Origin of the sequence: Streptomyces sp. NBC_00258, assembly GCF_036182465.1 — a bacterium.
Taxonomy (GTDB): domain Bacteria; phylum Actinomycetota; class Actinomycetes; order Streptomycetales; family Streptomycetaceae; genus Streptomyces.
This window is the reverse complement of sequence record NZ_CP108081.1, coordinates 880,610-906,555: the sequence shown is the minus strand read 5'-3', so window position 1 is coordinate 906,555 and position 25,946 is coordinate 880,610. Positions and strand designations below refer to the sequence as shown.

The following is a 25,946-nucleotide window of genomic DNA, read 5'->3' as shown; positions in this document are numbered from 1 at the left end:
CGGGGCCGCGCGACGTGGATCGTCTGCAGTGCCTCGCCTCGTCGGCGGCCCATGACCGGGGCTGCAACTGGTGCCGCGTCGCTCAGCACCGCTGGGCGTGAGCATCTGGCTTCTTGGCCGCGCATGCGAGAGCGCGAGTACGTTCAACGTCACCCGGTCCATGAGAAGCCCCAGTTCAGGGCCTGGGGCTTCCGTTGTGGAAGGCGGCTCTCCGATTTACTGACCGTTTCAGAATGACATTCGTTGTGGGGCTTGGCAGTTGGGTGTTGTGTCGGCAGGATCGGTTGAGTGGCTGCTGAACTTGTGCCTGATGACCTGTGGGAACGTGTAGCCCCGCTTTTACCTGCTCGGCCGCCTCGGCGGCATCGGTATCCGGGGCGGTTGCCGGCAGATGACCGGGCTGCGCTCAGAGGCATCGTCTACGGGCTGTGCAAAAGCGTGAGCTGGCGGGACGTTCCCGCAGAACAGGTCGGCTGCAGTGGCGTGACGGCCTGGCGGCGACTGCGGGACTGGACCGAGGCCGGTGTCTGGCCGCAACTGCACGAGGTGCTGCTGGCCGAGCTGCGTGCGGCGGGTCTGCTGGACATGGACGACGCCGCGATCGACGGATCGCACGTGAGGGCTCTGAAAGGGGGGCTCACACCGGACCTTCGCCGGTCGACCGGGCCCGGCCCGGCAGCAAGCACCACTTGATCGTCGACCGGCAAGGCACCCCCTTTGCGTCTCACTGACCAGCGGGAACCGCCACGACATCACCCAGCTGATGCCCCTGCTCGATGCGATACCCCGCATCCGTGGTGTCCGCGGTCGACCCAGGCACCGGCCAAGTCGGCTGTTCGCCGACCGCGGTTACGACTACGACAAGTACCGCCGCCTTCTCCGGGCTCGCGGCATCACACCCAAGTTCGCCCGAAAAGGCATCACGCACGGCTCCGGCCTGGGAAAGACGCGTTGGGTCGTGGAGCGCACATTTGCCTGGCTGCACCAGTTCAAACGGCTGCGGATCCGCTACGAGAAGCGCGCAGATCTCCACCTGGGCTTCCTCCAACTTGCCTGCAGCATCATCTGCTTGAGACGACTCCGAACCTCATTCTGAAACCATCAGTTAGAGGAACCCTCCAGGCGGCCGCGGAAGTCTGTGCGTCTGGATGGGGTTCTCTGAGACGGTCGTGTCCCGATGTCAGACGGCGGCGATGCCTTCCATGCCGGACTCGTCGAAGGCGGGAAGGTCCTCGGCCGTCGTGACCTTGGTGAGGGAGCCGTTGGCTTCGACGCGGAAGCCGTCGACGGTGCCGGAGACGGCGTTCTGGACGTAGACGAACCTCTCGTCCTCGGTCACGGCGAGGTCGATGACGCCCTGCGAGTTGGCGGAGGGCGGGGCGGCGATGCCCACCTCGTTGGTCAGGGCCAGCTTGCCTCGCTTGTCCATGCGGTATCCGGTGACGGTGGAGTTTCCGGTGTTGCCGCCGTAGAAGAAGTCGCCCGCGCGCTCCAGCCAGCACAGGACCTCCTGGCCGCTGGCCAGGGGCTGTTGAAGGACCTTCAGCTTGCCGTCGCGCTTCACCTGGTACGTGGTGACGGTGGACTTCTCGGCCTCGGCGACCAGCATCCGCTTCCCGGTCCCGTCGAAGCTGATCGCAAACGGCACGCCGCCGGCCGACTTGTTGACGACCGGTTCGGCGACGGCTGGCAGGCCGTTCGGCTTCATCGGGAAGACCTCGACGGTGTTGTTGCCCTTGGTGGTGACGATCAGATTGCGACCGTCCGGGGCGAATTCGACCTCGCCCGGCGAGGTGTCGAAGCGCGGTGTGTCCTCGTTGTCCAGGCTCAGGGAACGGTGGGACCCCTTCAGGGGCTTGAGCCCCTTGCTGGTGATCCTGAAGCCCTGGACGCTGCCCTCGCCGCCGGCGTTCATGACGTACGCGACCTTGCCGTGCACGGCGATACTGGCCGGGAACTCGCCGCCGGAGTCCACGACGCGCCGGTCCTTGAGCTGTTGCCCTTCGACGCGGAAGGAGGTCACCGTGCCGCTGCCCGCGTTGACGGCCAGCAGCATGCCTGAAGGGTCGTCGTAGACGAGTGAGCCCTGGGAGGCGAGCGAGTCGGTGGGTGCGTCGACCTGGTCACCGCCCTGGCCACCGGTCGCGAAGGTCCCCGAGGGACTCAGTTTGCCGTCGTCGTCCCGCGCGAACACATGGATGGTGTTGCCGTCCAGCTCGTTGCCCTGGACGAAGACCGCATGGTCGGCCCCGGCCGTGCTCCCGGAGTACTGGCTCGCCGAGGCCAGTGACACAGCCACCGTCGCGGCCCCGGCGATGGCCAGGGCCCCGCCGCCGACCACGATGCGCCGTGTCCTGGACTTCACCCGGTGACCGCCTTGTATGTCGGCGGACCGGCTCGTGCGACGGTGGGTCTTGCGGCTGCTGTACATGTCTATGTTCCGTTCCTCTATGTCGGCGCAGTGCGGTACACGGCTGTGGACGACACCAGAGTGGCCAGTGGGAGCGGTGTGCCGATGCAGAACGGTGGCCGCGTCAGACTCTCGTAAGACGGTCCTGATGGCAGGACGACAGGGCTTCCTGGCGGCGGGCAGGCGACGAAACCTCCTGGTGCACCTCCGGAAATGCGATGTCGGGAAGGGGGCGGGACCATGGGGTCCGGCCGGTGTCAGCATCCAGCGCGTAGAGCCGGGAGCGTAGTGGTTCCCATCCGTCATCGGGCGCCCGTCGTGCAGGGATTGACACCCTCCCTACCGTTGCGACCCGCCGGTGAAGCGTGCTCTCGACCCGGCCGGGATCCTCAACCCGGGCAGAGTATTCGGGCCGGCATGACCCCTTGGCCAAGTCCAGCCCCTCCTGGCCCAGCACAGCTACACCGTCACACCCTCGACAGCCAGATTCCGTACGCCCGCTGACATCACCGCGTTCCTCGCGAACAGCGTGCTCTGCGCCAGCACAGACTCCCGCTGTTCACCGCTGGCGCGCGAGGGATCATTGCCGGCGGGGCACGGTGAAGTAGTTGTACGCGGAGGAGTCCCAGCGGCCGAGGCTGAGGGTTAGAACGGTGTCATAGCGGGCTCGTGCGGCTGCCACGGTCATCGGGTCCTCTGGAGCGATCGAGCAGCGCCAATAGATCACGGCGGACCCGGTCTCGGGGCACGGGTCGGGCTCCTCAACCCGATTCGGGAGTGACGGGTCCGACCGGTCCCAGTCGAGCCGGAGCCCAGGGGCTTCGAGTGTCGGCGCGGGCATCAGGGTGCCGTCCTGGAACTTGCCTCGAGCGCGGTGGTAGTCGAGCGCATAGGTCACGGTGCCGGCCGCGTACGGCATATCCCGCCCCTCGCCGTCCTGCGGTCCCCAGGTCGCGATGCTGGCCGCGCGGATCCGGGACAACACGCCGGTGATCTCTCCTCGGACGCCGAAGTAGGCGTCGGCCCGCATGCTGCACGTGAGGGCGTACGGAGACCGGTTGTTCTCGAATATCGAGCCGTCTTGGGGCCCGTGACAGGAGTCGATAGAGCGGGTGAGCAAGTGCTCCAGGCCTTCGACAGCAGTCAAGCGCGCGATCAGGGCGCGTATCTTCCGCGCTTCCATTGCCCGGCGAGATTCCGCTTCGGATGACGTGGCCTGCGTACGCAGTTCCTTGTCCGCCGGCTCGCGGGAGCACGCCGCAGTCAGTCCCACCAGGGCGAATGTCAGCAGCAGCCCGCCCGCTTGCGTGCACCGCCCATAGCCTCGGCGCCACCGGGCCGCCATGGTCTTCTTCATTTCCGCACCCCTGCCCCACCTTCCGGTGAGGCAGGGCCAGGTGCATGAGTACACGTACTCAGATCCCAGCCCCAAGGTCTCAGGGTCCCAATTCGCTCCCTCATACACAGCAGTTCGGCGAACCATCGCCGGGACCGTGCCTACAGGAATACGACAGCAACGGAACAAGTGTGTCGGTGTGAGGTCTCAGGACTTCCTTGACGGTTTGTCGTCAGGAGATCCTTGACGGTCCTTCTGGGTGCCCATGCCTTTGACGTAGAGCCTGGTGATCGGCCCGAGGTGCTTGCGGGGTCTGACAGCGAGTTCGTCCTCCCCGTGCAGGATCCGGTAGTAGGTGTCCTCGATGACGACGGTGACGATCTTTCCCGCATGCCGCGGGCCGAGCTTGATGAACTGGCCGTTGATCATGAAGCGGCCGCTCGCGTGCACCTTGCGCTGGGCTCGGATGGCACCAGCCGGCAGGGGCGGAGGCGGCAGCGGAGACCTCGCGGTCCGAGCCCTGTCGATCTGCCCCAGACGGTCGGCCGGAACGGGACAGGGCCACGTTCCCATCAGAGCGTTGTCGGCGATGGCGTGCATGAGGTGTCCGTCGAGACGGAGGGTGATCGTGCGGCCGGCGAGGGCGAATCCGACCTGGTAGCGGCCCCCAGCCAGGCAGACGATCCCGTCGCGATGGACCTTGCGGTCGACCTCGACGGGTTCGCCGGCGGCGAGAATGGCCGTGCCGCTGCGGGCCCTGGGCAGGGCCGGGGGTGCGGGCTCGGGACCGGCCGGACGGGCTCCGTAGCGCATGGTCAGGTAGGCGAGATCCTCCGGCCGCAGCCGGGACGGGACCGTGGTGACGAGGTGCCCGTCAAGGAGAAAGTGGACGCTGCGGTGGTTCGCCCAGACCGTCAGCGTCCGGCCGGCCAGTGCCTGGTGGATGCCGACTCGCTGCCTGCCCGTCACCAGGGCGATCTCACCGCTGGGCGGCACCCGCACGTCGAACTCGATCGCGGTGCCCTGCGGGGGCAGGACAGGCGGTTCGACGGCCTCAACGGACAACTCCAGCTCGGCGACGGCCTGTTCGGGATGCTGGGCACCGCCGCGGACGGCAGCATGGGGACGGAAGAGACTGATCGGGGTGGCCATGCTCAGGGCCTGGTGCGGGCGCTGGTGGTTGTAGGCGTGCACCCAACCGTCGATCGCTTCCTGGGCCGCGGCTAGCGACTCGAACGGCGCCACATGATCGAGGAACTCCTCACGCAGGGTGCGGTGAAAGCGTTCGATCTTGCCCGTGGTGGTGGGTGAACGCGGCTTGGTCAGCCGCTGGGTGATGCCGTTCTCCCGGCAGATGCGCTCGAAGAGCACCTCCACCGGCTGGGGGCGGGTATGACGGCCGGTGAACTGCTTGCCGTTGTCCGTCAGGACCTCGAAGGGAACCCCGTAACGGCGCATCGCGGCGGTGAAGGCCGAGCACACCGCTCGGGCACTGGGCACGGCCACGACGGAGGCGATCACGACGAACCGGGAGTGATCGTCGATGCCAGTGACCATCTTGCACTCCCGGCCGTCGGCCAGCGGAACCCCGCCGACCAGGTCCATCTGCCACAGGTGCATGGGCGCCTCACGCTGCCACCGGCGGTACTTGCGCGGATGTTGCTGTTCCTGGGTGCGGACCAGGCCGTTGCGGGACAGCACTCGATGCACCGTGGCCCGCGAAGGCGCCGCCTCCAGCCCGCGGCCGGACAGCTCGTGGGAGATCCGGCGGGCACCCCACCGGGGATGCCGGCGACGCAGTTCGCAGATCTCAGCTTCAACCTCTGCAGAGAGGCGCGTGGGACTGTTCCGCGGGCGCCGGGAGCGATCCAGCAGACCGGGCATGCCCTCTTGCTCGAACCGCCGCCGCCAGCTGTGCAGCGTTTGACGTGAGGTGCCATACCGGGCCGCGACCTCACCGATCGGGGAGCCACCGAGCACCTCGCGGACAGCCCGGTAGCGGTATTCGGCCAACTGCTGAACATCCACGTCACCGACGGAAGCAGCCCTGCAGCACCGGCAGTTGGGGGATGGCGGACGTTCAGCCGAACGTGTCAACCATGTCCGGAGCACAAACGGTCAAGCATCTCCTGAGACCTCACACCGACACAAGTGCTCTGCGCCAGTACCGCTCCGCCCCCTCGGCACCTGCCTGGAATGTCACGACGGCACCCCGGCCGACCCGACCACGTACATCGCTTCACCGGCCCAGGCCGTCCACCGACTGGCCGCCTGATCACGAGAGTTCCGAAGGAGAACCCCGCCCATGACGGCCTCTACGGTCCCCGCCTCCGACATCGACAAGAACCTGGACGCGGCCTGCGCCGCGATCGGCAGCGAGATCGCCCGCACCGACGGCAAGTCGAGCCTGTTCTCCGAACCAGCTCCGGGGTCCAAGGGCGAGCGGACAAAGCGGGCGACGCGCCAGTTCACGTTCCGGGTCACGGTTGCGAAGGCCGGGGCTGTGGTGCTGTCGGAGCATGATGCCTACCAGTGGGCGGATACCTTGGCGCTGCCATCGGTGAGCGACGAGGTGCGCACGCTCATCGAGCGGTACCCCAAGACTGCGCCTGGCGGTTCATTATCGGTCCTCCTGGAGCTTGAGCATCTCGAAGAACACGGAGGGCGGTCGCTCCCCGGCCTACGAGGTCGTTGCAGCTTCAAGGTTCTCCGAGCGGTCTACGAGTTCTCCCTGCGCAGCGCTGGTAGCTCCCCGAGTGTGGTCCGGGCCACCGAAACTGCCTGGTCCAGCCCATCGGGCAAGTTGAGTGGGAGCTGGCTGATCTCGCGACAGATGCGCTCAGCGTCATCCAGGAACAGTCTGATCGCGCCCTTGGGATCCCAGAAGTTTGCGTTCACTCGATACCCACGGCTGAGTGCGTCCAGATCGGCGGGCAGATCCCCGGGCGTCCGCGGGGGGTTGGCGATCCAGTCGGACGGTTCCATTCCGCGTGTCGCCATCTCCTGGTCGATCCTTCGCCGAAGCTCATCGACCTTTGCTTGGAACTCGGTGATGCGTTTCCTGATCGCCTTCTTGGTGGGCACCGGGAGGAGGTTTCCCGGGCAAGCCACGGCGAGCGGGCGAAACTTCACTTGCCGGTCGTCGGCGTTATAGAGCACGTGCAGGCGCAGCATATACAGCGAGATTGCGCCGGGGGCTTCGTGGGGATAATCGTCGCCTGGCGGGATCTCGGTATTCAGACGGACATGGAAGCGGTCGGCCTCGCCTGCACCGATTACCTGGGAGAGGCCAACGGTGATTCGGGTGCCGTCGGCGTCCTCGGGCTCCGGGAGCTCGAGGACGTAAGTAGCGGACGGCGGCAGCCACACACCCCCTGAGATGTCCGCGTAGGGCAGCAGATCGCTGAACGCCGTGATCCGGCGTGCCCACAGCACCTCCACGACCATTCTCTTGAGTACTGCGGACTCGCCGCCGCGGTTTCGCAGCTTCAGGTCAACCACTGGAGGGTCCATCCATCTGGCCGGGCGGTCCGGTACCGAGACGTCGATCGGCTCCACCCGCGGACCCTCGCCCGACGGTGACAGGGCCCTCCGAGCCGGGGCGCGCGGTGCTGGCTGGGGCGGCTGGGAGGTGGCCCGCTCGCGGGCGGCTTGATCGCGGGCGCGCTGCAACTCGGTCATCAGCCGCCTCGCGTCCTCATCATGTCCGCGCACGAACTCCTGCATCGCGTCCCGCTCGTGTTGGCGCGCGATCTCCAGGGGGGTCGCGTCGACCGCTTCCACATCCGCCCGTCGTGGCCGGCGCGCACGCAGGACGGCCCACGCTCCGATGGCCGCCGCAATGACCGCACCCAACACGCCGATAAGTACGTCCATCATGTTAGAGAGTATGACCGAGCCCTCGACGAAATTCCTTGGCTACAGGGGGAGTTGGCAGCGACCGAAGCCATGTCCAGCTCTGACCAGAGGAAACCCCCGATCAGCCATATCTGCCCGATGATTTCCGTGTACTACGGCGACCCGCACCAGAGCCCCGGCCAGTATGGCCAGCGCGATCCGGGAGACCTACGGCGCCGATCACAGTCCACCATTTTCTGCCACCAGATCGTCCTCATCCACTATCGCCGGCAGCTTCGAGGAGGCAGCTGGTCGAAGAACACCGAGCCAGCGTCACACCATCTCCCTGACCAGCTACGTCACAATGGCGCAGCTTCCTTGTTCCCGAATGCGGCCTTGGTCGAGGACGATGATGCGGTCGGCGAGGCGGAGGTTGGTCGGCGCCCGGGTGTCTCACCGAACTCGAAGCGTGCAGAGTTGGCTTCCCGAACGGCCCTCTGAAGCCGCCGGCCAAAGCACCGCCGCAGCTCAGTCGCCTCGATGTCCCAGCTCATCGCGCCGGACTCTGGATCCTCCTCCACGTACTCCAGCCAGTCCTCGCTGATCGGTCGCCAAGGGCGTTCGCCCTTGGACGTGAAGTAGCCGCACATTCAGTCGTCGGCACGTTGATCCGGCAGGAACAGGTTGTACGGACGGCTCCCACGGGTTCTCGATCCTTACTAATTGCCCGACCTCGGGCAGTGCAAGTTTCCTCAAGTCCGTGACGGACTCGCTCCGTTCAGGCATGCCGGGAAGCTGGCACAACAGCACTTTGACCTGCACAGATGCTTCAGTTAGTTCGGTGGCACGCCTGACGGAAGCCGAGATCCGCGCCTACATGGACGGCGACAGCCGGACAGCCCGCATTCAGGTGGCTTTGACAACGGTTCGTGGCCCCACCTGACGGCCAGGGCTGGCCCCACCGGTCTTGGTGGCCATCGTGGACCGGCTCACCTTTGGCGGCAACATCATCGAGACCGGCACCGACTCCTAATCCCCGGGTAAGGACGGTCCGGGCCAGTCGAGAGCACCCCGGGTGCTCGCCGAGATCGGAGACGACCGGAACCGGTTCGCCGACGCCCGCGGCCTGAAGGCCTACGCGGGCGCTTCCCTCGTCACGAGGGCTTCCGGCAAGAAGTCGAGCATCACCCGCCGGTGGGTGAAGAACGACCGCCTCAACCACGCCGGCGACCTCTGGGCCTTCCGGCCGGGTGGTCAGTCCAGTGCGGGGCGTGTGCGGCGTGCGGTGTGTGCGGGCCGCCCGACTGCGGCGTACCAGACCAGGGCCGCACATATGAAGGCCGTCGCCGCGGAGACCAGTGACCTTGTGAGGGTGTCGTTCCGTGCGGCGGAAACGAGGGCGACGGCCAGTGCCAGGGTCAGGGTGATGACGGGCAGCGCACGGGGGCTCTGGGTGGCGCCTGGCGTGGCGGCCGGCGGCAGCAGCCAGTTTGCGAGGCCGTAACAGGCACAGGCCAGCAGTGCGGCTCCCAGAACTTCGCTGGGCCGGTGGCCGCCGTTGGTCGCGCTGTAGGCGGCGATGCAGGCGAGCCACAGCACGCCGGCCGTGGCGACGTAGGGGCGGATGCGGGGGGAAACCATCAGGACGGCGGCGAGGGTCAGTGCGGCGGGGATGGCCGTGTGCCCGCTGGGGAAACCCTGATCAAGAAGATTCTCCGGCGCGCCCACCAGATCGGGGCGGGGCAGGATGGTCGATTTGAGCACGTCCTGGCTTCCGGCCGTGAGAATGACGATCCCGAGCGCCGCGCATCCCTGTCGCCAGCACCGTCGCACCAGAGTGAGGACCACGATGACGGCCAGGCCCACCATCAGGGTGGGCTTGGCGCTCAATTCCAGCGGCGGCAGGGGCGTCGAGCCGTATTCCGCTCCTGACAAGGGGTAGATCCATACGTCTTCGGGGTTGTCTCCACCGAGATCAAACCATGTGTTCTCGGCTCGTTGCCCCCACGGGGTGCAGATGGCGAGCAGGTAGACCGTCAGGAACCCCAGGGTGTATAGCAGAGCCGGCATCCACGGCCGTGTCGTACGCGACGGGCTGGGGTCGTCAGGGGCCTTGGGGGCCTGTCTTGAGGCCTCCGGACGGTGCGCGGGCAGGGTCGGGGAATCGTGCTGAGTCATCGCTCTGTTTCTTCCGTTGGGGGGAGTTCGGTTACGCACGTTTTGTGGCGCGACGTGGGCCGCCGGGCTCGGCCGGCCCACCAGGGGTCCGCTCCTATTCGGCGAGTGCCTGCCCCTGTCGGCGCTGGGCGGTGATCGCCAGGGCGGGGAGGGGTGCGATCAGCAGGAGGAAGACGACCAGGTCCGGAAAGGACTGCATGAACGCGTCCGGCTGGACGACGATCGCCTGCGTGCGGACGATCGCGACCGCTGCGACGGGGATCAGCCACCGGTGGTCGCCGGTGGCTGCCGTCGCAACCCACGCGGCGAGCAGCGCGGTGGCTTCGAGGACGAACAAGCCGCGCTGGAAAGCCGGACTGACGGAGATGATGTGCAGGCTCCCGGCAATGAACATGGCGAGTACGACGGGGGCCAGCCAGCGGTAGGAGCGGCGTCGCAGGCGGCTGGGACGGCAGAGCGCCAGCACGGCGCACGCGGCGCACAGTGTCCCCGAGAGCACCAGGTCACGGGCGGTTATCGGTGTGCCGAGACCGTAGTAGCTCAGGCCCCTCTTGCCCTCGTCGCCGAAGAGCGTAGTGCTGTTGAATGTGGCACCGGCGTAGATCATCATCGTTGCGGTCGGCAGTGCGATCCAGGCCCTGCCGCGCAGCAGGGCGATCAGGCAGACCAGCGGGAGCAGCCCGTAGGGCAGCAGCCGTGTCCGGCCGCCGGGACCTTGGGCCCACGGGTACCAGCCGGAGAAGGGGAAGGCGATGGCGTGTTGTCCGGGGTTGATGTGCAGTGCCCAGTGCCACACATCCTGCAGGTACGGAACCAGCGCCAGCGCGGCGAGGGCCAGGGCGGCCAGATGGATGCCGTCCAGCCACCACGGCCGAGTGGTGTCGTCAACGGTGGCACGGGTGCGGGCTTGCACCCCGGCGCGCACCAAGGCGGCAACTTCCCGCGGCGGGGGCCAGGAGCGGCCGGGATACGCCTCGGACAGGCAGGCCAGTACCTCCTCTCCCTGCCGGGAGCGGTAGGGCTCGGGATAGGCCGCAAGCAGCAGACGGTTCATGCCGGGGCCGCTCCGGCATCCCGCGAGTGTCCGATGACGACGGCCGCCGCCTGCTGCATCCGCAGCGCCTCCCGGCCGAGCGCCTGGTTGCCGTCCTCGGTGAGCCGGTAGTAGCGCCGCGCCCGCCCGTCCACGATCTCCTCATGGCCGGCGGCCACCAGCCCGGCCCGCTCCATCCGCTCCAGCGCGCCGTAGAGAGTGCCGACAGCGATCCGGAGCCGCCCGTCGGTGGCCTGCTCGGCAGCCTTGATGATGCCGTAACCGTGCAACGGACCATCCATGAGTGCAGCAAGGATGAAGTACTGCGGTTCCGTCAAGGGCGGATTCTGTCTGGTCATGCACCGAGCATATATCGAGCTACGAAATATATCTGCCAGCACTGGGTGATCACCGGCAGCACCCCCACGCCCGCGGCGAGCGTTACCCTCTCCCGGCCGGCGGGCGCGACGGTGATCTCCTCGACGCACCCGCGCGGCGTTGACGGATGCTCTCCTTCACCGGAGCCGTCCTCGCCGGACTCACCTCCCTCGCCAACAACCAGCTGCCGAGTGTCACGCGGGTCTTCGGCGCCGCCGGTGTCCTCGCCCTGGCCGCCGCCTCCGTGCTTCTGCTCCTGGTCGTGTGGCCCCGCTTGGGCGGCGGCGACCGGGCCTCGTTCCCGTACTGGGCACGCCTGACGGAGGCCGAGATCCGCGCCTGCATGGACGGCGACAGCCGGACAGCCCGCATTCAGGTGGCTTTGACAACGGTTCGTGGCCCCACCTGACAGCCAGGGCTGGCCCCACCGGTCTTGGTGGCCATCGTGGACCGGCTCACCTTTGGCGGCAACATCATCGAGACCGGCACCGACTCCTACCGCCTCGCACACGCCAAGAACCAACAGGGCAACGGCTGACCGACCAGCGCAACCGCGCCTACCCCAGCGGGAAGGAGGCCCGCTGCCGCCACCGCGTCCCGTCGTGGACCAGCAAGTCGACCGACGAGACCTGCGCGACAACGGGGAGACCGGTGAGCAGATCGGCCTCGGCCTTCTCCACGACAGCCTCGTCCTGGCCCTGAGCGACGGTCAGATGCGGGACTACATCGTCGAACTGCCCACCGAACGGCGGGTTCTCCGGCCACCGCTCCACGATGGCCTCGGTGAGACGCCGGAAGCCAGTGTCCGGTTCGGGGGCGAGATACAGCACTCCAGGGAACCGGCCGCAGTGGTCGAACCGGGCCTCGAAGGACTGGTGCCGACCTAGTACCTCGCCGATCGCGGCGCAGGCACCCTCGTCAATGCGGCTCGCGTCGAGAAACGGGAAGAGCACGGTGACATGCGCCGGAACACCCGCACGGGCCGAGGGGTCAAGCCGGTCACGCCACGCTCGCACCAAAGGCTCCGCCTCCGGAACCCTCACGATCAGCCCCGACTGCCCTGCCTGGGATCCTTGCGCGTCCTCATCCGCCATCGCATCTGTCTATCAGCGAGCCCCGACCGGCGGCGACCCGAAAATCACCGCCGTGCCAGCAGGGACGGAGCACCAGCCAGGCACACAGGTGGGGCCAGATCACAGTGACAGATCACGCCCGCGAGATCACCAAGTGAGGCCAAATCCCGCTGTCGAACGGGGCCAGCTCACATTGTCGAAGCCATTCAGGTCCTGTCCGTGATCGCCCTGCGGAAGTTCACGCACCTGCGGCGCGCGGTCGACCTGATCCTGTCCGCCCTCGCCCTGTTTCTCCTGGCCGCGATCGGCGCCCTGGCCTGACGGTCCTACGTCCCGCTCCGCACCCCGCCCAACCGGCGACAGGTGCGGGTCCGGGCGCAGGACCGGACAGCCCGGCCCGCACACCACCCACCCGGACAGGAGAGCCATGGCCGACACCCTGCACCCCACAGTCAGCCCGTACGATTCGGACTCCCCGCTAGCCCACCTGATGGAGATCGCCGCCGCGGCCGACGACGAGGCCGCCGAGCAAGAAGAGCGCGACGCAGCCGAGACGAGTGCAGTGCACCTGGTCTACCGCGCCTACACCTACTCGCTCGCTCAGGCCGTCGACTCCGAGGCCTGGCAGGGCTACCCCGCCGTACGAGAGCACCGGATGCGCCGCTTTGAGGCGTCCGCGGTGGCGTTCCTGGGTGGCGGCCTGTGGCTGCACCACACGCTGCACATCTCGGAGGCCGACGGAGCGAGCGACGTGCTGACGCTGATCGTGCCGTGCACCTGCGAGCGCGGCTACACCGACATCACCGTCGACACGGAAGAAGTCCTCATTGAGATCCTTGCGGAGCTGCGGCCGACCTACGGCCGGTCCCTGCACGACGACCGCGCGCCGGACTGCCACAGCGTCCAGGCGGTTCCCGCTCTGACGGGAGGGCCCCGGGACGCCCGCAGCATCGGCTAAGAGGCAGGCCGGCCGTCCCGGGTGCTTCCCGTCTCCGTCACGCGACGACAAGCACCATCCAGGATGCCCGACCGCCTGGTCAGACCAGGAACGAATGATCAAAGACAAGAGGCGCACCCCCTACGCCTCGACAGCTCGGGGTGCGCCTCTCCCATGCCCGCCCGCAAAGGGGTGAGAACGGAGACCATCATGCCCGGATCCGGCGCCTTACGGCTGCCGTCCCGCACACTCGTCATCGCCGCGGCCGCCGTGCCGCTCGCCCTGGCGGTCCTCGCGGACGACGTCCGTGTACGCCGCCAGCTGCATACCGCCCGCCGTGACCCGCTCACCGGCATGCCCTTCCGCGACATCCTGATGGAGCGCACCGTCCGGCTCGCCCACACCCGCCGCGAGCTCCTGCACGTCCTGGTCGCCGACGTCGACGGCCTGAAGACCGTCAACGACACCCGTGGGCACGCCGCCGGTGACGCCCTGATCGCCACGACCGGCCGCCGTCTGAGCACGTGGGCCGCCGCCCGCAGCGGGCTCGCCGCCCGCCTGGGAGGTGACGAGTTCGGCGTCGCGCTGCTGTTTCCGCGCGCCGCGGCGGTCCGCGAGGTCCTCGCGCTGCGCGAGGTGTGGGCGCAGCCCGTCCCTCACGACGGGCAGCTGCTGCGCGACATCGAGGGGCAGATCCTGCGCCTGGCGGTGTCCATCGGTATCGCCCGCGCATCCGACCTGCCCGACGCGGCCGGCGCCTCCCGGATCCTGCGCGGCGCGGACACGGCGATGTACCAGGTGAAGACCGGCCAGCAGCCGCTCGGATACGTGGCGACCCGTCAGGATGCCTACGCGCCCGCGGTCCACGGCCGCCGTCCGGCACCCACCTGCCCGCCGCATGACCGCCAGGCCCTGTAAGCCGGAGCCGTTCGAGCCGGGCCTGGTCCCGGCTCCCGGCGAGCTCCTGGTCTGGAAGCACCACCAGCATTTCGACCGCTGGACGGACCTGCCGTGCGTGCTGTGCACCAAGCCGACGCCTATGCGCTCCCACCGCGAGGAACCGGTCCACAAGGTCTGCGCCGAGGAGTGGATCACCGCCAACCCCGTGAAAGCGCGGCAGAGCGGCCGGTTCGCCTCCGACCCGCAGCCCAAGCGCGGCAAGGCCAAGGCCGACGACGGCCACGCCTGACCGCGTGGCCCCTCTTCCTCCCCCCTTTTTTCGATCGCTCCGCAAGGAGGCTCATCCATGCGCACTGCGACTGCCCCGGCCCCCGAGGCCGATCCCCGCATCCCCTTCCCCCACACCAACAGCACGCTGGCCTGCCGCACGAACCCCGCTCTGTTCGTCCATGAGCTCGGTCAGAACAGCAAGGAAGACCGGGACCGCATCGAGCGTGCCCGCACGGCCTGCCGCGGCTGCCCCATCGCCGCAGGCTGCCTCAAGTGGGCGCTCGCCAACCCGAAGCTGACACCCACCGGCATCTGGGCAGCGACCACCTCCTGGGACCGCGCCGGGCTGCGCCGCCGCCTTCAGTAGCGGCACGGACTCGACTGGGTCGGCGTCGTCGCCTGATGGCCCCGTGTCCAAGAAGAAGCGCCACACCGCCACGGACCCGATCGAGTGCGCTCGGTCAGGGGTGCCCGGGAGGGGCATTGTGCTGCGCGTGCTCGTCGGCGAGGGCGCACATTTCACCGATGTACTGCCTCAGCTTTTCCGGGGGCGTGTTTCGGTCGTTGGCCCATTGACTCCAGAGTCCGTCCGGGTCCAGGAACCCGGCGGCGTACGTGGTGCCGAGGGCTCCGTCGAGGTGCAGGAGCGCGCCCAGCGCCCATTCCTGGTCGTATCGGCACTCGGGCCGCAGGAGGTAGTGGTCCAGGTAGGTGCTAAGCAGGGCCGCGTCTTCGGTGGTGCCGAGCAGGGCGAGTGCGACGCAGTAACCCTGGCCTGCTTACGTGAGTTCGCTGGCGAGCAGGAGGTCACCAATGCGCTCGCGGAACTGCTCGCGGCGGTCCAGCCCGATCAGCCATGCCGCGGTTATGCGGGAGCGCCAGTTGGGCTGGAGCATGAATTCGAGTTGGGCGTCAGTGACGCTCCTCGAGTCGAGGCCGAGGGCCTGGAGGAACTCTTTGCGTTCTTCGGCGGGCAGCCTGACGAAGTTGCCGTGGAGCAGGTCCAGGTAGCGCCCCGTCTTGGGGCTCGGCGTAGCCATCACGTAGCGGCGGAGGGTGTCGGTTCCCGGGTCGGGCATCGGCTCAGGGAAGGGCATGGACGCATCCTGGCTGCGGTGGACGGGCCGGTCCAGCGGATTCCCAGGTCACGGATTCTCGTGGGCATCACCCGAGGGCTCGCCGAGGTCGTCGAGAAGTCTGGAGAGATCGGCCGAGGCTGCGGCTTCGACATCGACTTCCGCGACTACCGCGGCACCTTCACCGTCTGGGGTCCCGCCGGCAGCCAGGTCGACGGGTTCGGCAACGCCGTATCCCCGCAGGTTGGAGCCTGGATCGGGTCCCGGCTTCGAGCCGTCATCCACACGTCCGACCTGAGTTGAGCGCACTCTGCGCTGTCCTGGCCGGCTCCCGCAGAACCGGGGCAGCGCAGTGGCTCCTGGAAGAGCCCCTCCATGGACCAACTCCAGCGACTTCGAACCCAGTTCCGCCCCGGGACAGCCGCCTGTGCTTGGCGGCTTTGTCGGCTGCCCCGGGCCCATCCATCCCGTACGAGACGAGAGGAAGGACCCCAGTATGGCGTCCCACCTGAGCGCCCACGCCCCCGTTGCGGACAGCTCACTGCTCACCCGGCTGTCCCGCGAAGCCATCCCCACCGGCACCTACTTCCGCACCCGCACCCCCGCCGGGGCACGACCGCTGACCTCCCAGCAGCAGCACCACAACCTCGAACTGCTCGCCACGGCCTCCAGCCGGACCCAGACCGCGCCGGACCACGACCGAACCCCGCTGCGCAGTTCTGGTCGCAGCTCGCCGCCGGCGCCGACAGCCGCGCCGCCGCCTACTGCCTGCACCTGCACCACCTCGCCCTGGGCGAGTCGAGGCGGGCCTGGCACTGGTTCCACCAGCTCACTCACTCCATGGCCGACACCGCCCCGCCCGACGCCGCCTTCCTCGAGGGCCTGGAGCTCTTCGCCCGCGCCCTGGCACCCACCGACCGCCTGGAGAGCGAGGTCGACCCGCTCGCCGCGCGCACACCCGGGGCGTCCGTCATCGTCGCCCGGCCCGACCGGCAACTGGTGGCAAGCCTGCGGGAATTCGGCGCGGGCCGCTGATGTCCTGTCCCCGATTGGCTGTGGGCAGGCGAGGCACTGCGACGTTCACCCGCAAAGCCAAGCCAGTAGGCGCCGTGGAATCGGTCGCGACGTGAACCGCTCCGGGTCTGATGGAGGCTCGATTCCCTGAGAGGATCGAGTCATGGCACGTCCGTCCCCCTATCCACCCGAGCTTCGTGAGCGTGCGGTGCGCATGGTCGCGGAGATCCGTCCCCACTACCCGACCGAGTGGGCCGCAATGAAGGCGGTCGCAGCCAAGCTGGGGATCGGCGCGGCCGAGACGGTGCGGACCTGGGTCCGCAAGGCCGAAGTCGACGGCGGCCAGCGGCCCGGCGTCACGTCCGAGGAGGCCGCGGAGATCAAGCGGCTGAAGGCCGAGAACGCCGAGCTGCGGCGGGCCAACGAGATCTTGAAGGCGGCGTCCTTAGATTCAACCGGTCAGAGCAACAGTGCTGGTTGAGGACGGTTTACGTGGCGAGACTGGGTCGGCCGGGGATGTCGGACGAGATGAAGGCCGACTTGTGGCGGCGCTGGAGGGCCGGAGAATCGATCAGCGTCATCTCCAGGCAGATCGGCAAGCCGCCCGGCTCGGTGTTCACCGTACTCAAGCACCATGGAGGGATCGCTCCCGAACTCCGCAAAGCGCGCGTCGGAAGCTTGACCATGGGTGAGCGGGAGGAGATCTCGCGCGGGCTTTGTGCCGGAGAGTCCTACCGGGCCATCGCCGGCCTCCTGGGGCGTGCGGTGTCGACGATCAGCCGTGAAGTCAGCAATAACGGCGGACGCGATGTCTACCGGGCGATCGCTGCGCAGGAACGGGCACTTGACCGAGGCCGGCGCCCGAAGCAGTGCCTGCTCGCCCGAAGGCCCGCGTTGAGGCAGACGGTGCTGACCCTGCTGAAGGAGGAGTGGTCGCCGGAACAGATCGTCGGCCACCTGCGTCTGCACCACGGTGACGACCCGGCGATGGAGATCAGCCACGAGACGATCTACCGATCGGTCTACACCACCCGCTGGAAGGTGGTCCCCCGCGAGCTGTGCAAACGCCTGCGAACTGGCCGTCCGATCCGGAAGAACAAGCGCCACACGGTGAAGGGTCAGTGGCGCTCGCAGATCACCGATGCCCGACCGATCGAGGAGCGGCCCCAGGCGGCGGGAGACCGCAGCGAGTTCGGGCATCTGGAAGGCGATCTGGTGATCGGCTCGAACAACAGCCAGGTCGCCACGCTGGTCGACCGGAAGTCACGGCTCCTCACGGTCGTGAAACTCGCCAGCCGCCACACCACCGTGGTCGTTCCCGCTCTGGCCGAGACCTACGAACGTATGGACCCCCGACTACGCGGCACGCTGACCTGGGATCGCGGCATGGAGTTGGCAGCCCACAAGCGGCTCACCGTCGACACCGGCGTCGACGTGTTCTTCGCAGCCCCTGGCAACGTGGCACCAACGAGAACACCAACAAGCTGCTCCGGCAGTACCTGCCCAAAGGCACGAACCTGTCGACGTTCAGCCAGGACGACCTTGACGCCATCGCGACGAAGCTCAACAACCGTCCGCGCAAGTGTCTGGGATTCCGCACCCCAGCCGAGAGTGTTGCCTTGACCGGTTGAATCTAAGTCCGCTTTCTTCGCGGCCGAGCTCGACCGGCCGTCGAAGCGCTCGTAGCGTTCATCGACGCACACCGTCAGGTGTTCGGAGTCGAGCCGATCTGCAGAGTCCTGACCAGCCATGGACTGAAGATCGCGACGAGCATCTACGACGCCGCCAAGAACCGCACCCCCAGCACCCGGTCGGTCCGTGACGACGAGCTGAAGACACAGATCAGCCGCGTCCACACGGACAACTTCAGCGTCTATGGGGTCCGAAAAGTCTGGCACCAGCTGCACCGCGAAGGCATACCAGTGGCCCGCTGCACGGTCGCCCGGCTGATGCGCGACCTGGGCCTGGAGGGCGCCCGACGCGGGAAGAAGATCCGCACCACTATCCGGGACGAAGGTCAGGACAGGGCTGGTGACCTGCTTGGACGCGACTTCACCGCGTCGCGTCCGAACGAGCGGTGGGTGGCGGACTTCACCTACGTCGCCGCCTGGTCCGGGATCGTCTACGTCGCGTTCGTCGTCGATGTCTTCTCCCGCACGATCGTGGGCTGGTCCGGCGCCACCAGCAAACGGGCCGAGCTCGTCCTCGACGCCCTCGACATGGCCCTGTGGCGCCGCGACCGCGCCGGAACTCCCGCCGGACCAGGGCTCATTCATCATTCGGATGCGGGCAGTCAATACACGTCGTTCGCGTTCGCCGCGCACCTCCTCGACGCCGGCATCGACGCCTCGATCGGCACCGTCGGCGACGCCCTGGACAACGCGCTCATGGAATCCCAGATCGGCCTCTACAAGACGGAGCTGATCAAGCCCCGCAAGCCCTGGCACGGCCTGGCCGACATCGAACTCGCCACCGCGGAATGGGTCGACTGGTTCAACAACCACCGCCTCCACACAGCGAACGGAAACATCCCGCCCCACGAGCACGAGACCAACTACTACGCTCAACACCAGCCCCAACCGGCGGCTGGAGCCAACGCATAGAGCCTCCAGTGATCCCGGAGCGGTTCAGCGGACAGGGGCTCGGCGACGATGGCCGTCGAGCCCCTGTCGGCCTCAGTGGAAGACCCGCTCCACGAACGTGTCGAGGTTGCCGCGCAGGCGCTCGATCTGCTGCTCGACAGTGAGGGACTCCTCCATGCGCCCGCCTGGTGCCGCCTTCTTCCTGCCCCGTACGTACAACGAGCAGTCCAGGTCGGCGCAGATGTAGAGGCCCACCGAGTTGCCTTGGCGGCCGGCCGGGCCTGCCTTGGGGGCGGTCGTGAGGGAGACGCCGCTGCCGGGATGCGTGGTCAGGCACAGCGAGCACAGGCTGCGGCGCTGGAAGCCGCGGTTGCCGGAAGCGGAGCGCAGGGACAGGCCGACTAGTTCATCGGCGCGTTCGACGACGAGATACCTGCGATCGGGCGCGGACAGATCGAACCAGCCCAGGAAGTCCAGGTCGTCCCAGTGGTCGAGGTCCGCCAGGTTCTTAGGCAGGGGGAGGCGTTTGGCCTCGCCCTTCGAGCAGTTGACGAACGAGGTACGGATGTCGTGCTCGGTCAGGGGTTTCATGGAGGGATCCTTCGAGGGGTGAGGTGGACGGCGGCGGGACACGACCCCGGCTCGCTAGGCCGGTGCGTCGTTTCCGGCGCGCTTCGGCGTCTTGTGCCGTACGGTGACGCCCGCGACGAGGGCGGCGAGCAGCAGGACGCCCGCCGAGCACCGGTAGGCGACGGAGAAGCCGTGCACCATGCCTTCGTCGAGGGTCGCGCCGCCGTCGGCCGGATCGTGCACGTGCGAGTGGACGTAACGGCTGGTGGCGCCGGTGGCGATGGTGTTGAGCAGTACGGTGCCCAGCGAAGCACCCATCTGCTGAACGGTGTTGAGGACAGCCGAGGCCACACCGGCGTCCTGCGCGGGCACGCCGGCGGTGGCCGTCGCGTAGACCGGCATGAAGGTCAGGCCCATGCCCAGACCGAGCAGCAGCAGGGCGGGCAGCACGTGCGGGACGTACTGCGCATCCACGGTCAGGCTGCTGAGCAGCACCATGCCGGCGGCGGCCAGCACCATGCCGGACGACATCAAGGTGCGCGGCGCCGTGCGTGGCAGCAGGCGGGCCGCGATCTGGGTCGCGCCGATGACGATGCCGGCCGAGATCGGCACGAAGGCCAGGCCCGTCCGCACCGGCGGGTAGCCGAGGACGACCTGCAGGTAGTACGTCAGGAACAGGAAGACGCCGAACATGCCGACGGTGGCCAAGCCCATCGTCGCGAGCGATCCGGCCCGGACCCGGTCCTTGACGATGCGCAGCGGCAGCAGCGGGCTCGCCGCGCGGCTCTGCCACCACACGAAGGCGGCGAGCAAGGTCACGCCGGCCACGAGCAGCGTGAGCACCGACGGGCTGGTCCAGCCGCGAGGTTCGGCCTCGCTGAAGCCGTACACGAGGGCGACGAGCCCGCCGCAGCCCAGCAGCGCGCCCGGCACGTCCAGGTGCCCGCCCCGGCGGCCGGAGCGGTCGCGCAGGAAGGCCGGTGCGCCGAGCAGGGCGGCCAGCGCGATGGGCACGTTGACGTACAGGGACCAGCGCCAGTTCAGGTACTCGGTCAGCAGACCGCCCACGATCAGCCCGACCGCGCTGCCGCCGCCGGCCAGCGCACCGTAGACCCCGAACGCCCTGGCCCGCTCCTTGGGGTCGGTGAACGTCGTCGTCAGCAGCGACAGGGCCGAGGGCGCCAGGAGTGCCGCGAACGCACCTTGCAGGGCCCGCGCCGCGAACAGCATCCCGGGACCGGCCGCCGCGCCGCCCAGCGCGGAGGCCGCGGCGAACCCGGCCAGGCCGATGACGAAGGTGCGCTTGCGGCCCACCAGATCGGCGATTCGGCCGCCGAGCAGCAGCAGCCCGCCGAAGGCCAGCGTGTAGGCGGTGATCACCCACTGCCGGTCGGCGTCCGACATGCCGAGAGCGTGCTGGGCGGAGGGCAGCGCGATGTTCACGATGGTGCCGTCAAGGATCACCATCAGCTGGGCGAGGGCGATGACGGCCAGCGCCCACCAGCGCTTCGGATCCGGTGCCGGTGCCGGTGCCGGTGCCGGTGCCGGAGTCGCGGCGGGAACCTCGCGGTCCGGGGAACGATCGGTGGCCGTGGAAGGGGCGGACGGGAGGGATTCCCCTCCGGGACGTTTCTTGCTCATGGCGATTGCGCACGTTTCGTGTCGAAGTGCTGTCGAGACAGCCGGCCAGGGACGGTCGCAGTGGTGACGACGGGCCGGTGTACGCAGCACGGGGACACGGCAGGGCGGTGGGGCAGCGGGAACCGCGGACAGCACCCGGGGCCTGCCTCACCAGCTGCGTGTCACTCACGCCGGCGCTCTTGCTGGTCGTGAGGCGGAGAGTGCCGAGATCACGGTGACCAGCAAAAGAAGGGCCCGTCTTCGGGCACGCGCCCCCGCAGGCAGCGCGGCGACGAACCGCGCAGGCCAGGACATCTCGTGACGCGGCATCTCAGGAAGATGCCGAAACAAGAAACAAATAGGGGGAAGAGTTACCGCGCGCCGCAGAGGAGGGAGGGCACACGGCCGGAGGCAACTATGGCCGCAACGCATTCGGCACGGTCCATGTCTCTCGCCTCCTTCCGGGCAGGGCACGCGGTGCGTGTCGACGCCGAGCGCGCCGAACGGGGCGGCAGAGAACCTGCCGCGCTAAATCTCCGGACACGATATCCGATCGACGCCACCGCACGACCGGAATTACCGACCGCCCGCGCACACACGGAAGGGGTCAAGCTCCTTCCGTGTGTGCGCCCAGCTTGGGTGATTGCTTGGAGGTGGAAGTCCCTCACGCAGGGTACTCCCAGCGTCCCACCGCAAGCGCCCAAGCGGTGTCAAAACGGGTCTTCGCGGTTGAGCGTGTGGCTGACTCTGGCGGCGGGGGAGTCGCACGGTCGGTGTTCGGTCTGCGGGGTGCCGACCCTGGAACAACGTTACGACGTTGCTGCTCGACCTGGACGGTGTGGCCGTCCAGCGCGTTCGAAGGGGCGCCGCCCCGAGTGGCCCTGGACCCTCGTCCACCACCTGAAGCACCTGCATCCCCGGCCTGCCGAGTTGGTCCCGAACCCAGGGTGGTCGGCCTCAGGAGGCGGCGGGCAGCAGCACCGAAGAGTCCGGTTCCAGCTGGGTGCCGAAGCCGCCGACGACGGCAAGCCGGTCCAGATCGACGGCGGCGATCCGGTTGGTGCCCAGCAGGGACACATACGCCAGGGGCCTGCCGGGGTGAAGTGACACGGCGGCCGGGGTCCCGTCGAGCTGAAGGGAGCGGACCGGCCGCAGATCGGTGCTGAACACGGTGAGGGTGCCCGCGACGATGTCCGTCACCAACAGCCGCTCGTCGTCGAGGGTGTAGACCCGCAGCGGGTCTCCGCCCACCTTCCGGCTCCGCCGCACCTTCATGGTGCGCGCGTCCACGGCGACCAGGGAGGAGCTCTTACGGACACCGACGAACAGCGTCTTCTCGTCCCGGCTCAGACAACTGCTCTCGGGCAGTTGACCGGGAGTCGCCAGGAGCGGTGGGACGGAGGCGTCGTGGGGGCGCACAAGGCTCACCGTGTGCGACAACAGGCCGGTGACGTAGGCTCGTTCGCCGTCACGGCTGAGCGTGAACAGATGGGTCTTCACCCCGTGCGTGGGTACCGCCCTGGTCGGTGCCTGGTCGGTGGACGGAGCGTCGAAGCCGAGCAGTACCGCTTTCTCCTCACTCAGGGCGTACAGCCGGTCGTGGCGGTCGATGCCCATGCCGTGGATACGGTTGAACGGCCGGGTGTCGATGGTCCGGGCCAGGGACCGCTCGACGAGGTCGATCACGAAGACCGCGGAGCCGCCCTCGCCGACGACGGAGGACATGCGCACTCCATAGTGCCCGACATAGGCGAATCGCCCGCGAGAGTCGACGACCATCTCATGCGGATAGTCGGGCAGTCCGACGGTCTGCAGGCGCTGCCCCGACGCGGCGTCGTAGAAACCGACCGCGTGGCTGCCCTTCTCCACCACCACCAGTACGTCGGCCTCCGCCGCCCGGGGAGCACCGGCGGCCGGCGTGGTGGGCCCGCTCGCTAACGTTCCGGCGCCCGCCGCCTTGATCACCGTACGACGCGTTACCACAGTCCCTCACCTCGATCTCTCGACAGCCCGTCATCGTCGCCGGCGCGGGACCGCGGCCCTCGCGTCCAGGCATGAGTCTGTTCGACACGGGACCGTGGCGTCCAGATTTTCGCCAGAGCGCCGGCACGCACACGAACTGAACCACCGGCCCCCGCGGGCCCCGTCACCCAGCCAGCGTCGCACCGAGCGGAAAGACCCGAGCACGACGACGCCGACCGAACCCATCGGCGTCGTCGCAGCAGTTCGCGGGCATGTGGAACGCGCTGCTGGCCGAGGGGAAGATCGGTCAGACGCTGCTGAACGCGTGGATCGCCAAAGAGTCCCTGCGTAACCTCCTCGCTGCGCCAGGTCAGCGTGGTGGACAGCCAGGCCAGGACATCGGCGGCGGTACGGCCCTCGACCTGGCCGAGCAGCCCGCCGACGCCGAGCGCGTCGACGAAGCCGGTGTGCCAGCGGTCACCACCTCGCCCGTGAACATCGCGGTTCAGCGAGTACCGGAAATCCGGGATCCTGGCGCGTCCGCGCCGGCCGCGGAGCTCGGCGGTGGTGCGCCGCCGCACGGTCGAGAGCATCTTGTTCGCGAGCTGGACGCAGCTCGACCAGGACCTCGTTACCGTTGGTTGCCATATTCGAGGCCTGGTTGTCAACGATGAAGATCTTCTTGCTGGACTCCTCGTCAAGGCCGCCGAACATCGCCGCGGCATCCATCCGGCCGACTCCCCGGCCGCCGCACGCGTGTGGATTCCAGCGAGGATCAGGGCGCCCCGGCTTGTTCACGCCCTTCGGCCGGGCCAGTGGCGATCGGCCAGCCAGCCGCCTCCCGGGCCTCCAACTCCTCGACCAATGAGCCCATCCACGTCGCCTCCTCCACCGCCACGGTAGAGACGGGAAGACCCGAGCACACCCCGATCAGCGTTGCCTTGGACGGCACCACCTCGGCGGAGTCGGTGTTGGTGCGGATGTACTCGGCTCGGCAGCGGCCGATGCACACAGTGCCGGATCTGGCCCGCAGGTACGGCGCCCGATCAAGCTCCTCAAGCCCCGCGGACCGGCAGGAGAATCAGTTGTCGACGGCCTGGACGATGTCCTGCGGGTCCAGGCCGGTGAGTTGCGCGATGCGCGGCGTGGGAATCCCGGCGGTGAGCGCGCGGTGGACCAGGGCCTGCCAGTCCTGGGTGGTGTCCCGGAAACCGAGCAACTCGCACTCCATATCGGTCACGGACTGGGGCGCGCACTCGTGCTCCACCCTCACCGCCTCCTCCGCACTCAAGGGGACCGGCAGGCGCTCCGCATCCTCGGGGACGAGCACCTCGGCTCCCGCCAGGACGATCCTGACGCGCTCCGACGCGCCGGAAATCCCGTGCGCGTGCAGCCATCCCAGCACTGCGGGGGTCTCGGCACACTCCAACTCCCCGACTGCGGTCAGGGCCGCACCCAGGCGCGGATGGCTGTCGGGGAGGACGAACAGCAAGGCGTCGTCGGCCATGACTATGACACCACTCTCTCTAAGGAACGTGCGCTCGACGTGCGTCTTCTACCCGCGGATGGCTCCGTCACCTCACAAGAATCGCCAACTCACCGGTGAGGGTGACCCGTTTGCTCGGCCTGTACGCATGCCCGAAACGGGGCGGGCCGCGGGAAGAGGGGGTCCGCCCCCCCCCATGTGGGGATGGCACGGGGCCTGTTGTCCATCTCGCCAGGCGTCCTCGGCGTCCTGCGTGCGTTGGACCGCCCGAGCCCGTTCAGCAATCAGGAGAAGAAGCCCATGTCTGCATCCGCGCAGCTCACCCTTGTCATCGGGGGCACCGGCAAGACCGGTCGCCGCGTCGTCGACCGGCTCACCGCCCTCGGCCACCCGGTCCGCATCGGCTCCCGCTCGGGCCGGCCCCCCTTCACCTGGGAGGACCCGGCGACGTGGAAGCCCGCCATCGAGGGGGCCGACCGCGTTTACATCGTCCACCCCGACCCGTTCCAGCCGGACTACGCCGAGCAGATCGGCGCCCTTGCCCGGGCCGCGGCCGACTGCGGCGCGCGACGTCTGGTTCTGCTGTCGGGCCGGGGGGACAGCGCCTCCCAGACCAGCGAGGAGAACATCAAGCTCCCCGGGGTGGAGTGGACCGTGGTGCGCGCGGGCTGGTTCAACCAGAACTTCAGCGAGGCGTTCTTCGTCGATGCCGTCCGCGCCGGCGAGCTCGCCCTGCCCGCCGGCGACTGGACCGAGGGCTTCATCGACGCCGACGACATCGCCGACGTGGCGGTCGCCGCCCTTACCGAAGACCGCCACCACGGCAGGACCTACGAACTGTCCGGGCCCCGCCTGCTCAGCTTCGCCGACATCGCCGCGGAACTGTCCACCGCCACCGGACGCCAGATCACCTATACCCAGCTCACCCCGCAGCCGAGCCCCGCAGACGAACCCGACATCATGGCCGAGGTGTTCGCCTCGGACCCCGCCGCACCCCACCGGCAGCTCGCTCACGGAGTCCAGGAAGCCCTCGGCCGCGAGCCCAAGGACTTCGCCCAGTACGCCCGGGAGACCGCGGCAACCGGCATCTGGAACACCTGACCGCATCCAGCCGGGCGGCCGATCAGGCCGCCCGGCTGTAGCCCTCGGCACCGGGCTGCTCGTCACCGCGGAGCCGGCGGACGTCGACGTCCAAGTGCGGGCCGCAAAGCGCGGATGCCTTCTGCGCGCCCTTGGACCACTCACGCCGGTGATCTGTCAGCAGATGAAGGGCTGTTGATGAGA

The 25,946-nt window shown here is 68.4% G+C and carries 23 protein-coding genes, 6 pseudogenes and 1 other annotated feature; of the genes and pseudogenes, 15 read left to right on the top strand and 14 right to left on the bottom strand.

The features are described 5' to 3' along the window. Nucleotides 1–288: 288 nt before the first annotated feature. Nucleotides 289–1,096: pseudogene (locus OG718_RS04265) on the top strand (IS5 family transposase). 84 nt (nt 1,097–1,180) lie between these two features. Here OG718_RS04265 and OG718_RS04260 read toward each other — a convergent pair. From OG718_RS04260 to OG718_RS04245, 4 genes are all read right to left on the bottom strand, one after another. Next, entirely contained in the window at nt 1,181–2,365 is a 1,185-nt protein-coding gene (locus OG718_RS04260; protein ID WP_328843305.1) for a lactonase family protein, read from the bottom strand. A 625-nt stretch (nt 2,366–2,990) separates the two neighbouring features. Next, complete coding sequence (locus OG718_RS04255) at nt 2,991–3,767, bottom strand: hypothetical protein (RefSeq protein ID WP_328843304.1); 777 nt, start codon at nt 3,765–3,767, stop codon at nt 2,991–2,993. A gap of 186 nt (nt 3,768–3,953) precedes the next feature. Then, the gene (locus tag OG718_RS04250; protein ID WP_328843303.1) at nt 3,954–5,774 is read right to left on the bottom strand and encodes an IS481 family transposase; all 1,821 of its coding nucleotides are present in this window, start codon (nt 5,772–5,774) and stop codon (nt 3,954–3,956) included. 690 nt (nt 5,775–6,464) lie between these two features. Continuing rightward, nucleotides 6,465–7,625, bottom strand: coding sequence for a hypothetical protein (locus OG718_RS04245; protein WP_328843302.1), 1,161 nt, complete (start codon nt 7,623–7,625; stop codon nt 6,465–6,467). A 1,006-nt stretch (nt 7,626–8,631) separates the two neighbouring features. Here OG718_RS04245 and OG718_RS04240 point away from each other — a divergent pair. Then, nucleotides 8,632–8,826 (top strand): annotated as a pseudogene (locus OG718_RS04240) (transposase); the annotation flags it as partial. An 11-nt stretch (nt 8,827–8,837) separates the two neighbouring features. On the opposite strand, the gene OG718_RS04235 reads toward OG718_RS04240, so the two are convergent. The 3 genes from OG718_RS04235 to OG718_RS04225 all read right to left on the bottom strand — a co-directional run bounded on the left by OG718_RS04235 (nt 8,838) and on the right by OG718_RS04225 (nt 11,153). Beyond that, nucleotides 8,838–9,761, bottom strand: coding sequence for a phosphatase PAP2 family protein (locus OG718_RS04235; RefSeq protein WP_328843301.1), 924 nt, complete (start codon nt 9,759–9,761; stop codon nt 8,838–8,840). Between the two features lie 94 nt (nt 9,762–9,855). Further along, a complete protein-coding gene (locus OG718_RS04230) occupies nt 9,856–10,815 on the bottom strand; it encodes a hypothetical protein (RefSeq protein WP_328843300.1) in 960 nt (319 codons plus the stop codon). Further along, nucleotides 10,812–11,153, bottom strand: a complete 342-nt coding sequence (locus tag OG718_RS04225; protein WP_143644590.1) for a PadR family transcriptional regulator — start codon at nt 11,151–11,153, stop codon at nt 10,812–10,814. Before OG718_RS04225 ends, OG718_RS04230 begins: the two co-directional genes overlap by 4 nt. A gap of 146 nt (nt 11,154–11,299) precedes the next feature. Here OG718_RS04225 and OG718_RS04220 point away from each other — a divergent pair, with 146 nt between their 5' ends. After that, the gene (locus OG718_RS04220; RefSeq protein WP_328843299.1) at nt 11,300–11,581 is read left to right on the top strand and encodes a Pycsar system effector family protein; all 282 of its coding nucleotides are present in this window, start codon (nt 11,300–11,302) and stop codon (nt 11,579–11,581) included. Nucleotides 11,582–11,596: 15 nt separating this feature from the next. Then, a pseudogene (locus OG718_RS04215) lies at nt 11,597–11,710 on the top strand (IS21-like element helper ATPase IstB); the annotation flags it as partial. A gap of 19 nt (nt 11,711–11,729) precedes the next feature. Here the strand turns inward: OG718_RS04215 and OG718_RS04210 are convergent. Further along, complete coding sequence (locus OG718_RS04210) at nt 11,730–12,266, bottom strand: 2'-5' RNA ligase family protein (RefSeq protein WP_328843298.1); 537 nt, start codon at nt 12,264–12,266, stop codon at nt 11,730–11,732. 406 nt (nt 12,267–12,672) lie between these two features. Here OG718_RS04210 and OG718_RS04205 point away from each other — a divergent pair, with 406 nt between their 5' ends. The 4 genes from OG718_RS04205 (at nt 12,673) to OG718_RS04190 (ending at nt 14,719) form a co-directional block, all read left to right on the top strand. Further along, entirely contained in the window at nt 12,673–13,203 is a 531-nt protein-coding gene (locus tag OG718_RS04205) for a hypothetical protein (protein ID WP_328843297.1), read from the top strand. 189 nt (nt 13,204–13,392) lie between these two features. Beyond that, nucleotides 13,393–14,100, top strand: coding sequence for a GGDEF domain-containing protein (locus OG718_RS04200; RefSeq protein WP_328843296.1), 708 nt, complete (start codon nt 13,393–13,395; stop codon nt 14,098–14,100). Then, nucleotides 14,081–14,371 carry a hypothetical protein gene (locus tag OG718_RS04195; RefSeq protein ID WP_328843295.1) on the top strand — a complete coding sequence of 97 codons (291 nt, stop codon included), beginning with the start codon at nt 14,081–14,083 and terminating at the stop codon, nt 14,369–14,371. Before OG718_RS04200 ends, OG718_RS04195 begins: the two co-directional genes overlap by 20 nt. 57 nt (nt 14,372–14,428) lie before the next feature. After that, nucleotides 14,429–14,719 (top strand): WhiB family transcriptional regulator, encoded by a 291-nt coding sequence (locus OG718_RS04190; protein WP_328843294.1) that lies wholly within the window; start codon nt 14,429–14,431, stop codon nt 14,717–14,719. Nucleotides 14,720–14,813: 94 nt separating this feature from the next. Here OG718_RS04190 and OG718_RS04185 read toward each other — a convergent pair. Then, nucleotides 14,814–15,431, bottom strand: a pseudogene (locus tag OG718_RS04185) (DUF6000 family protein). Between the two features lie 36 nt (nt 15,432–15,467). On the opposite strand from OG718_RS04185, the gene OG718_RS04180 reads away from it, so the two are divergent. Further along, complete coding sequence (locus OG718_RS04180; RefSeq protein WP_328843293.1) at nt 15,468–15,731, top strand: hypothetical protein; 264 nt, start codon at nt 15,468–15,470, stop codon at nt 15,729–15,731. Nucleotides 15,732–16,010: 279 nt separating this feature from the next. On the opposite strand, the gene OG718_RS04175 is transcribed toward OG718_RS04180, so the two are convergent. Further along, nucleotides 16,011–16,253: a hypothetical protein gene (locus OG718_RS04175; protein WP_328848007.1), complete on the bottom strand. Its 243-nt coding sequence runs from the start codon at nt 16,251–16,253 to the stop codon at nt 16,011–16,013. Between the two features lie 15 nt (nt 16,254–16,268). Between OG718_RS04175 and OG718_RS04170 the strand changes: the two genes are divergently transcribed. The 4 genes and pseudogenes from OG718_RS04170 to OG718_RS04155 all read left to right on the top strand — a co-directional run. Continuing rightward, on the top strand, nt 16,269–16,463 hold the full coding sequence (locus tag OG718_RS04170) for a hypothetical protein (RefSeq protein ID WP_328848006.1): 195 nt from the start codon (nt 16,269–16,271) through the stop codon (nt 16,461–16,463). 142 nt (nt 16,464–16,605) lie between these two features. After that, nucleotides 16,606–16,917: pseudogene (locus OG718_RS04165) on the top strand (transposase); the annotation flags it as partial. A gap of 53 nt (nt 16,918–16,970) precedes the next feature. Further along, nucleotides 16,971–18,065, top strand: a complete 1,095-nt coding sequence (locus OG718_RS04160) for an IS30 family transposase (RefSeq protein ID WP_328843292.1) — start codon at nt 16,971–16,973, stop codon at nt 18,063–18,065. A 17-nt stretch (nt 18,066–18,082) separates the two neighbouring features. Continuing rightward, nucleotides 18,083–18,211: a sequence feature (AL1L pseudoknot), on the top strand. After that, nucleotides 18,119–19,045: pseudogene (locus OG718_RS04155) on the top strand (IS3 family transposase); the annotation flags it as partial. It overlaps the preceding feature by 93 nt. A 72-nt stretch (nt 19,046–19,117) precedes the next feature. On the opposite strand, the gene OG718_RS04150 reads toward OG718_RS04155, so the two are convergent. The 3 genes from OG718_RS04150 to OG718_RS04140 all read right to left on the bottom strand — a co-directional run bounded on the left by OG718_RS04150 (nt 19,118) and on the right by OG718_RS04140 (nt 23,197). Further along, nucleotides 19,118–19,615 carry an FBP domain-containing protein gene (locus OG718_RS04150; protein WP_319061462.1) on the bottom strand — a complete coding sequence of 166 codons (498 nt, stop codon included), beginning with the start codon at nt 19,613–19,615 and terminating at the stop codon, nt 19,118–19,120. A 54-nt stretch (nt 19,616–19,669) separates the two neighbouring features. Continuing rightward, the gene (locus OG718_RS04145) at nt 19,670–21,235 is read right to left on the bottom strand and encodes an MFS transporter (protein WP_328843291.1); all 1,566 of its coding nucleotides are present in this window, start codon (nt 21,233–21,235) and stop codon (nt 19,670–19,672) included. 936 nt (nt 21,236–22,171) lie between these two features. Then, nucleotides 22,172–23,197, bottom strand: a complete 1,026-nt coding sequence (locus OG718_RS04140) for a YncE family protein (protein WP_328843290.1) — start codon at nt 23,195–23,197, stop codon at nt 22,172–22,174. A gap of 251 nt (nt 23,198–23,448) precedes the next feature. Here OG718_RS04140 and OG718_RS04135 point away from each other — a divergent pair, with 251 nt between their 5' ends. Further along, entirely contained in the window at nt 23,449–23,850 is a 402-nt protein-coding gene (locus OG718_RS04135; RefSeq protein ID WP_328848005.1) for a hypothetical protein, read from the top strand. Nucleotides 23,851–24,257: 407 nt separating this feature from the next. Here OG718_RS04135 and OG718_RS04130 read toward each other — a convergent pair whose 3' ends face one another. Beyond that, nucleotides 24,258–24,683, bottom strand: a complete 426-nt coding sequence (locus OG718_RS04130) for a DUF6003 family protein (protein ID WP_328843289.1) — start codon at nt 24,681–24,683, stop codon at nt 24,258–24,260. A 279-nt stretch (nt 24,684–24,962) separates the two neighbouring features. Here OG718_RS04130 and OG718_RS04125 point away from each other — a divergent pair, with 279 nt between their 5' ends. After that, on the top strand, nt 24,963–25,763 hold the full coding sequence (locus OG718_RS04125; RefSeq protein ID WP_328843288.1) for an NmrA family NAD(P)-binding protein: 801 nt from the start codon (nt 24,963–24,965) through the stop codon (nt 25,761–25,763). The last annotated feature ends 183 nt before the right edge of the window (nt 25,764–25,946 follow it).

Excerpts from the sequence above, each read along its gene's own strand:
- OG718_RS04255 (WP_328843304.1), bottom strand. The coding sequence starts at position 3,767 with ATGAAGAAGACCATGGCGGCCCGGTGGCGCCGAGGCTATGGGCGGTGC.
- OG718_RS04245 (WP_328843302.1), bottom strand. The coding sequence starts at position 7,625 with ATGATGGACGTACTTATCGGCGTGTTGGGTGCGGTCATTGCGGCGGCC.
- OG718_RS04235 (WP_328843301.1), bottom strand. The coding sequence starts at position 9,761 with ATGACTCAGCACGATTCCCCGACCCTGCCCGCGCACCGTCCGGAGGCC.
- OG718_RS04230 (WP_328843300.1), bottom strand. The coding sequence starts at position 10,815 with ATGAACCGTCTGCTGCTTGCGGCCTATCCCGAGCCCTACCGCTCCCGG.
- OG718_RS04225 (WP_143644590.1), bottom strand. The coding sequence starts at position 11,153 with ATGACCAGACAGAATCCGCCCTTGACGGAACCGCAGTACTTCATCCTT.
- OG718_RS04220 (WP_328843299.1), top strand. The coding sequence starts at position 11,300 with ATGCTCTCCTTCACCGGAGCCGTCCTCGCCGGACTCACCTCCCTCGCC.
- OG718_RS04210 (WP_328843298.1), bottom strand. The coding sequence starts at position 12,266 with ATGGCGGATGAGGACGCGCAAGGATCCCAGGCAGGGCAGTCGGGGCTG.
- OG718_RS04205 (WP_328843297.1), top strand. The coding sequence starts at position 12,673 with ATGGCCGACACCCTGCACCCCACAGTCAGCCCGTACGATTCGGACTCC.
- OG718_RS04200 (WP_328843296.1), top strand. The coding sequence starts at position 13,393 with ATGCCCGGATCCGGCGCCTTACGGCTGCCGTCCCGCACACTCGTCATC.
- OG718_RS04195 (WP_328843295.1), top strand. The coding sequence starts at position 14,081 with ATGACCGCCAGGCCCTGTAAGCCGGAGCCGTTCGAGCCGGGCCTGGTC.
- OG718_RS04190 (WP_328843294.1), top strand. The coding sequence starts at position 14,429 with ATGCGCACTGCGACTGCCCCGGCCCCCGAGGCCGATCCCCGCATCCCC.
- OG718_RS04170 (WP_328848006.1), top strand. The coding sequence starts at position 16,269 with ATGGCCGACACCGCCCCGCCCGACGCCGCCTTCCTCGAGGGCCTGGAG.
- OG718_RS04160 (WP_328843292.1), top strand. The coding sequence starts at position 16,971 with ATGAAGGCCGACTTGTGGCGGCGCTGGAGGGCCGGAGAATCGATCAGC.
- OG718_RS04150 (WP_319061462.1), bottom strand. The coding sequence starts at position 19,615 with ATGAAACCCCTGACCGAGCACGACATCCGTACCTCGTTCGTCAACTGC.
- OG718_RS04145 (WP_328843291.1), bottom strand. The coding sequence starts at position 21,235 with ATGAGCAAGAAACGTCCCGGAGGGGAATCCCTCCCGTCCGCCCCTTCC.
- OG718_RS04135 (WP_328848005.1), top strand. The coding sequence starts at position 23,449 with ATGTGGAACGCGCTGCTGGCCGAGGGGAAGATCGGTCAGACGCTGCTG.
- OG718_RS04130 (WP_328843289.1), bottom strand. The coding sequence starts at position 24,683 with ATGGCCGACGACGCCTTGCTGTTCGTCCTCCCCGACAGCCATCCGCGC.
- OG718_RS04125 (WP_328843288.1), top strand. The coding sequence starts at position 24,963 with ATGTCTGCATCCGCGCAGCTCACCCTTGTCATCGGGGGCACCGGCAAG.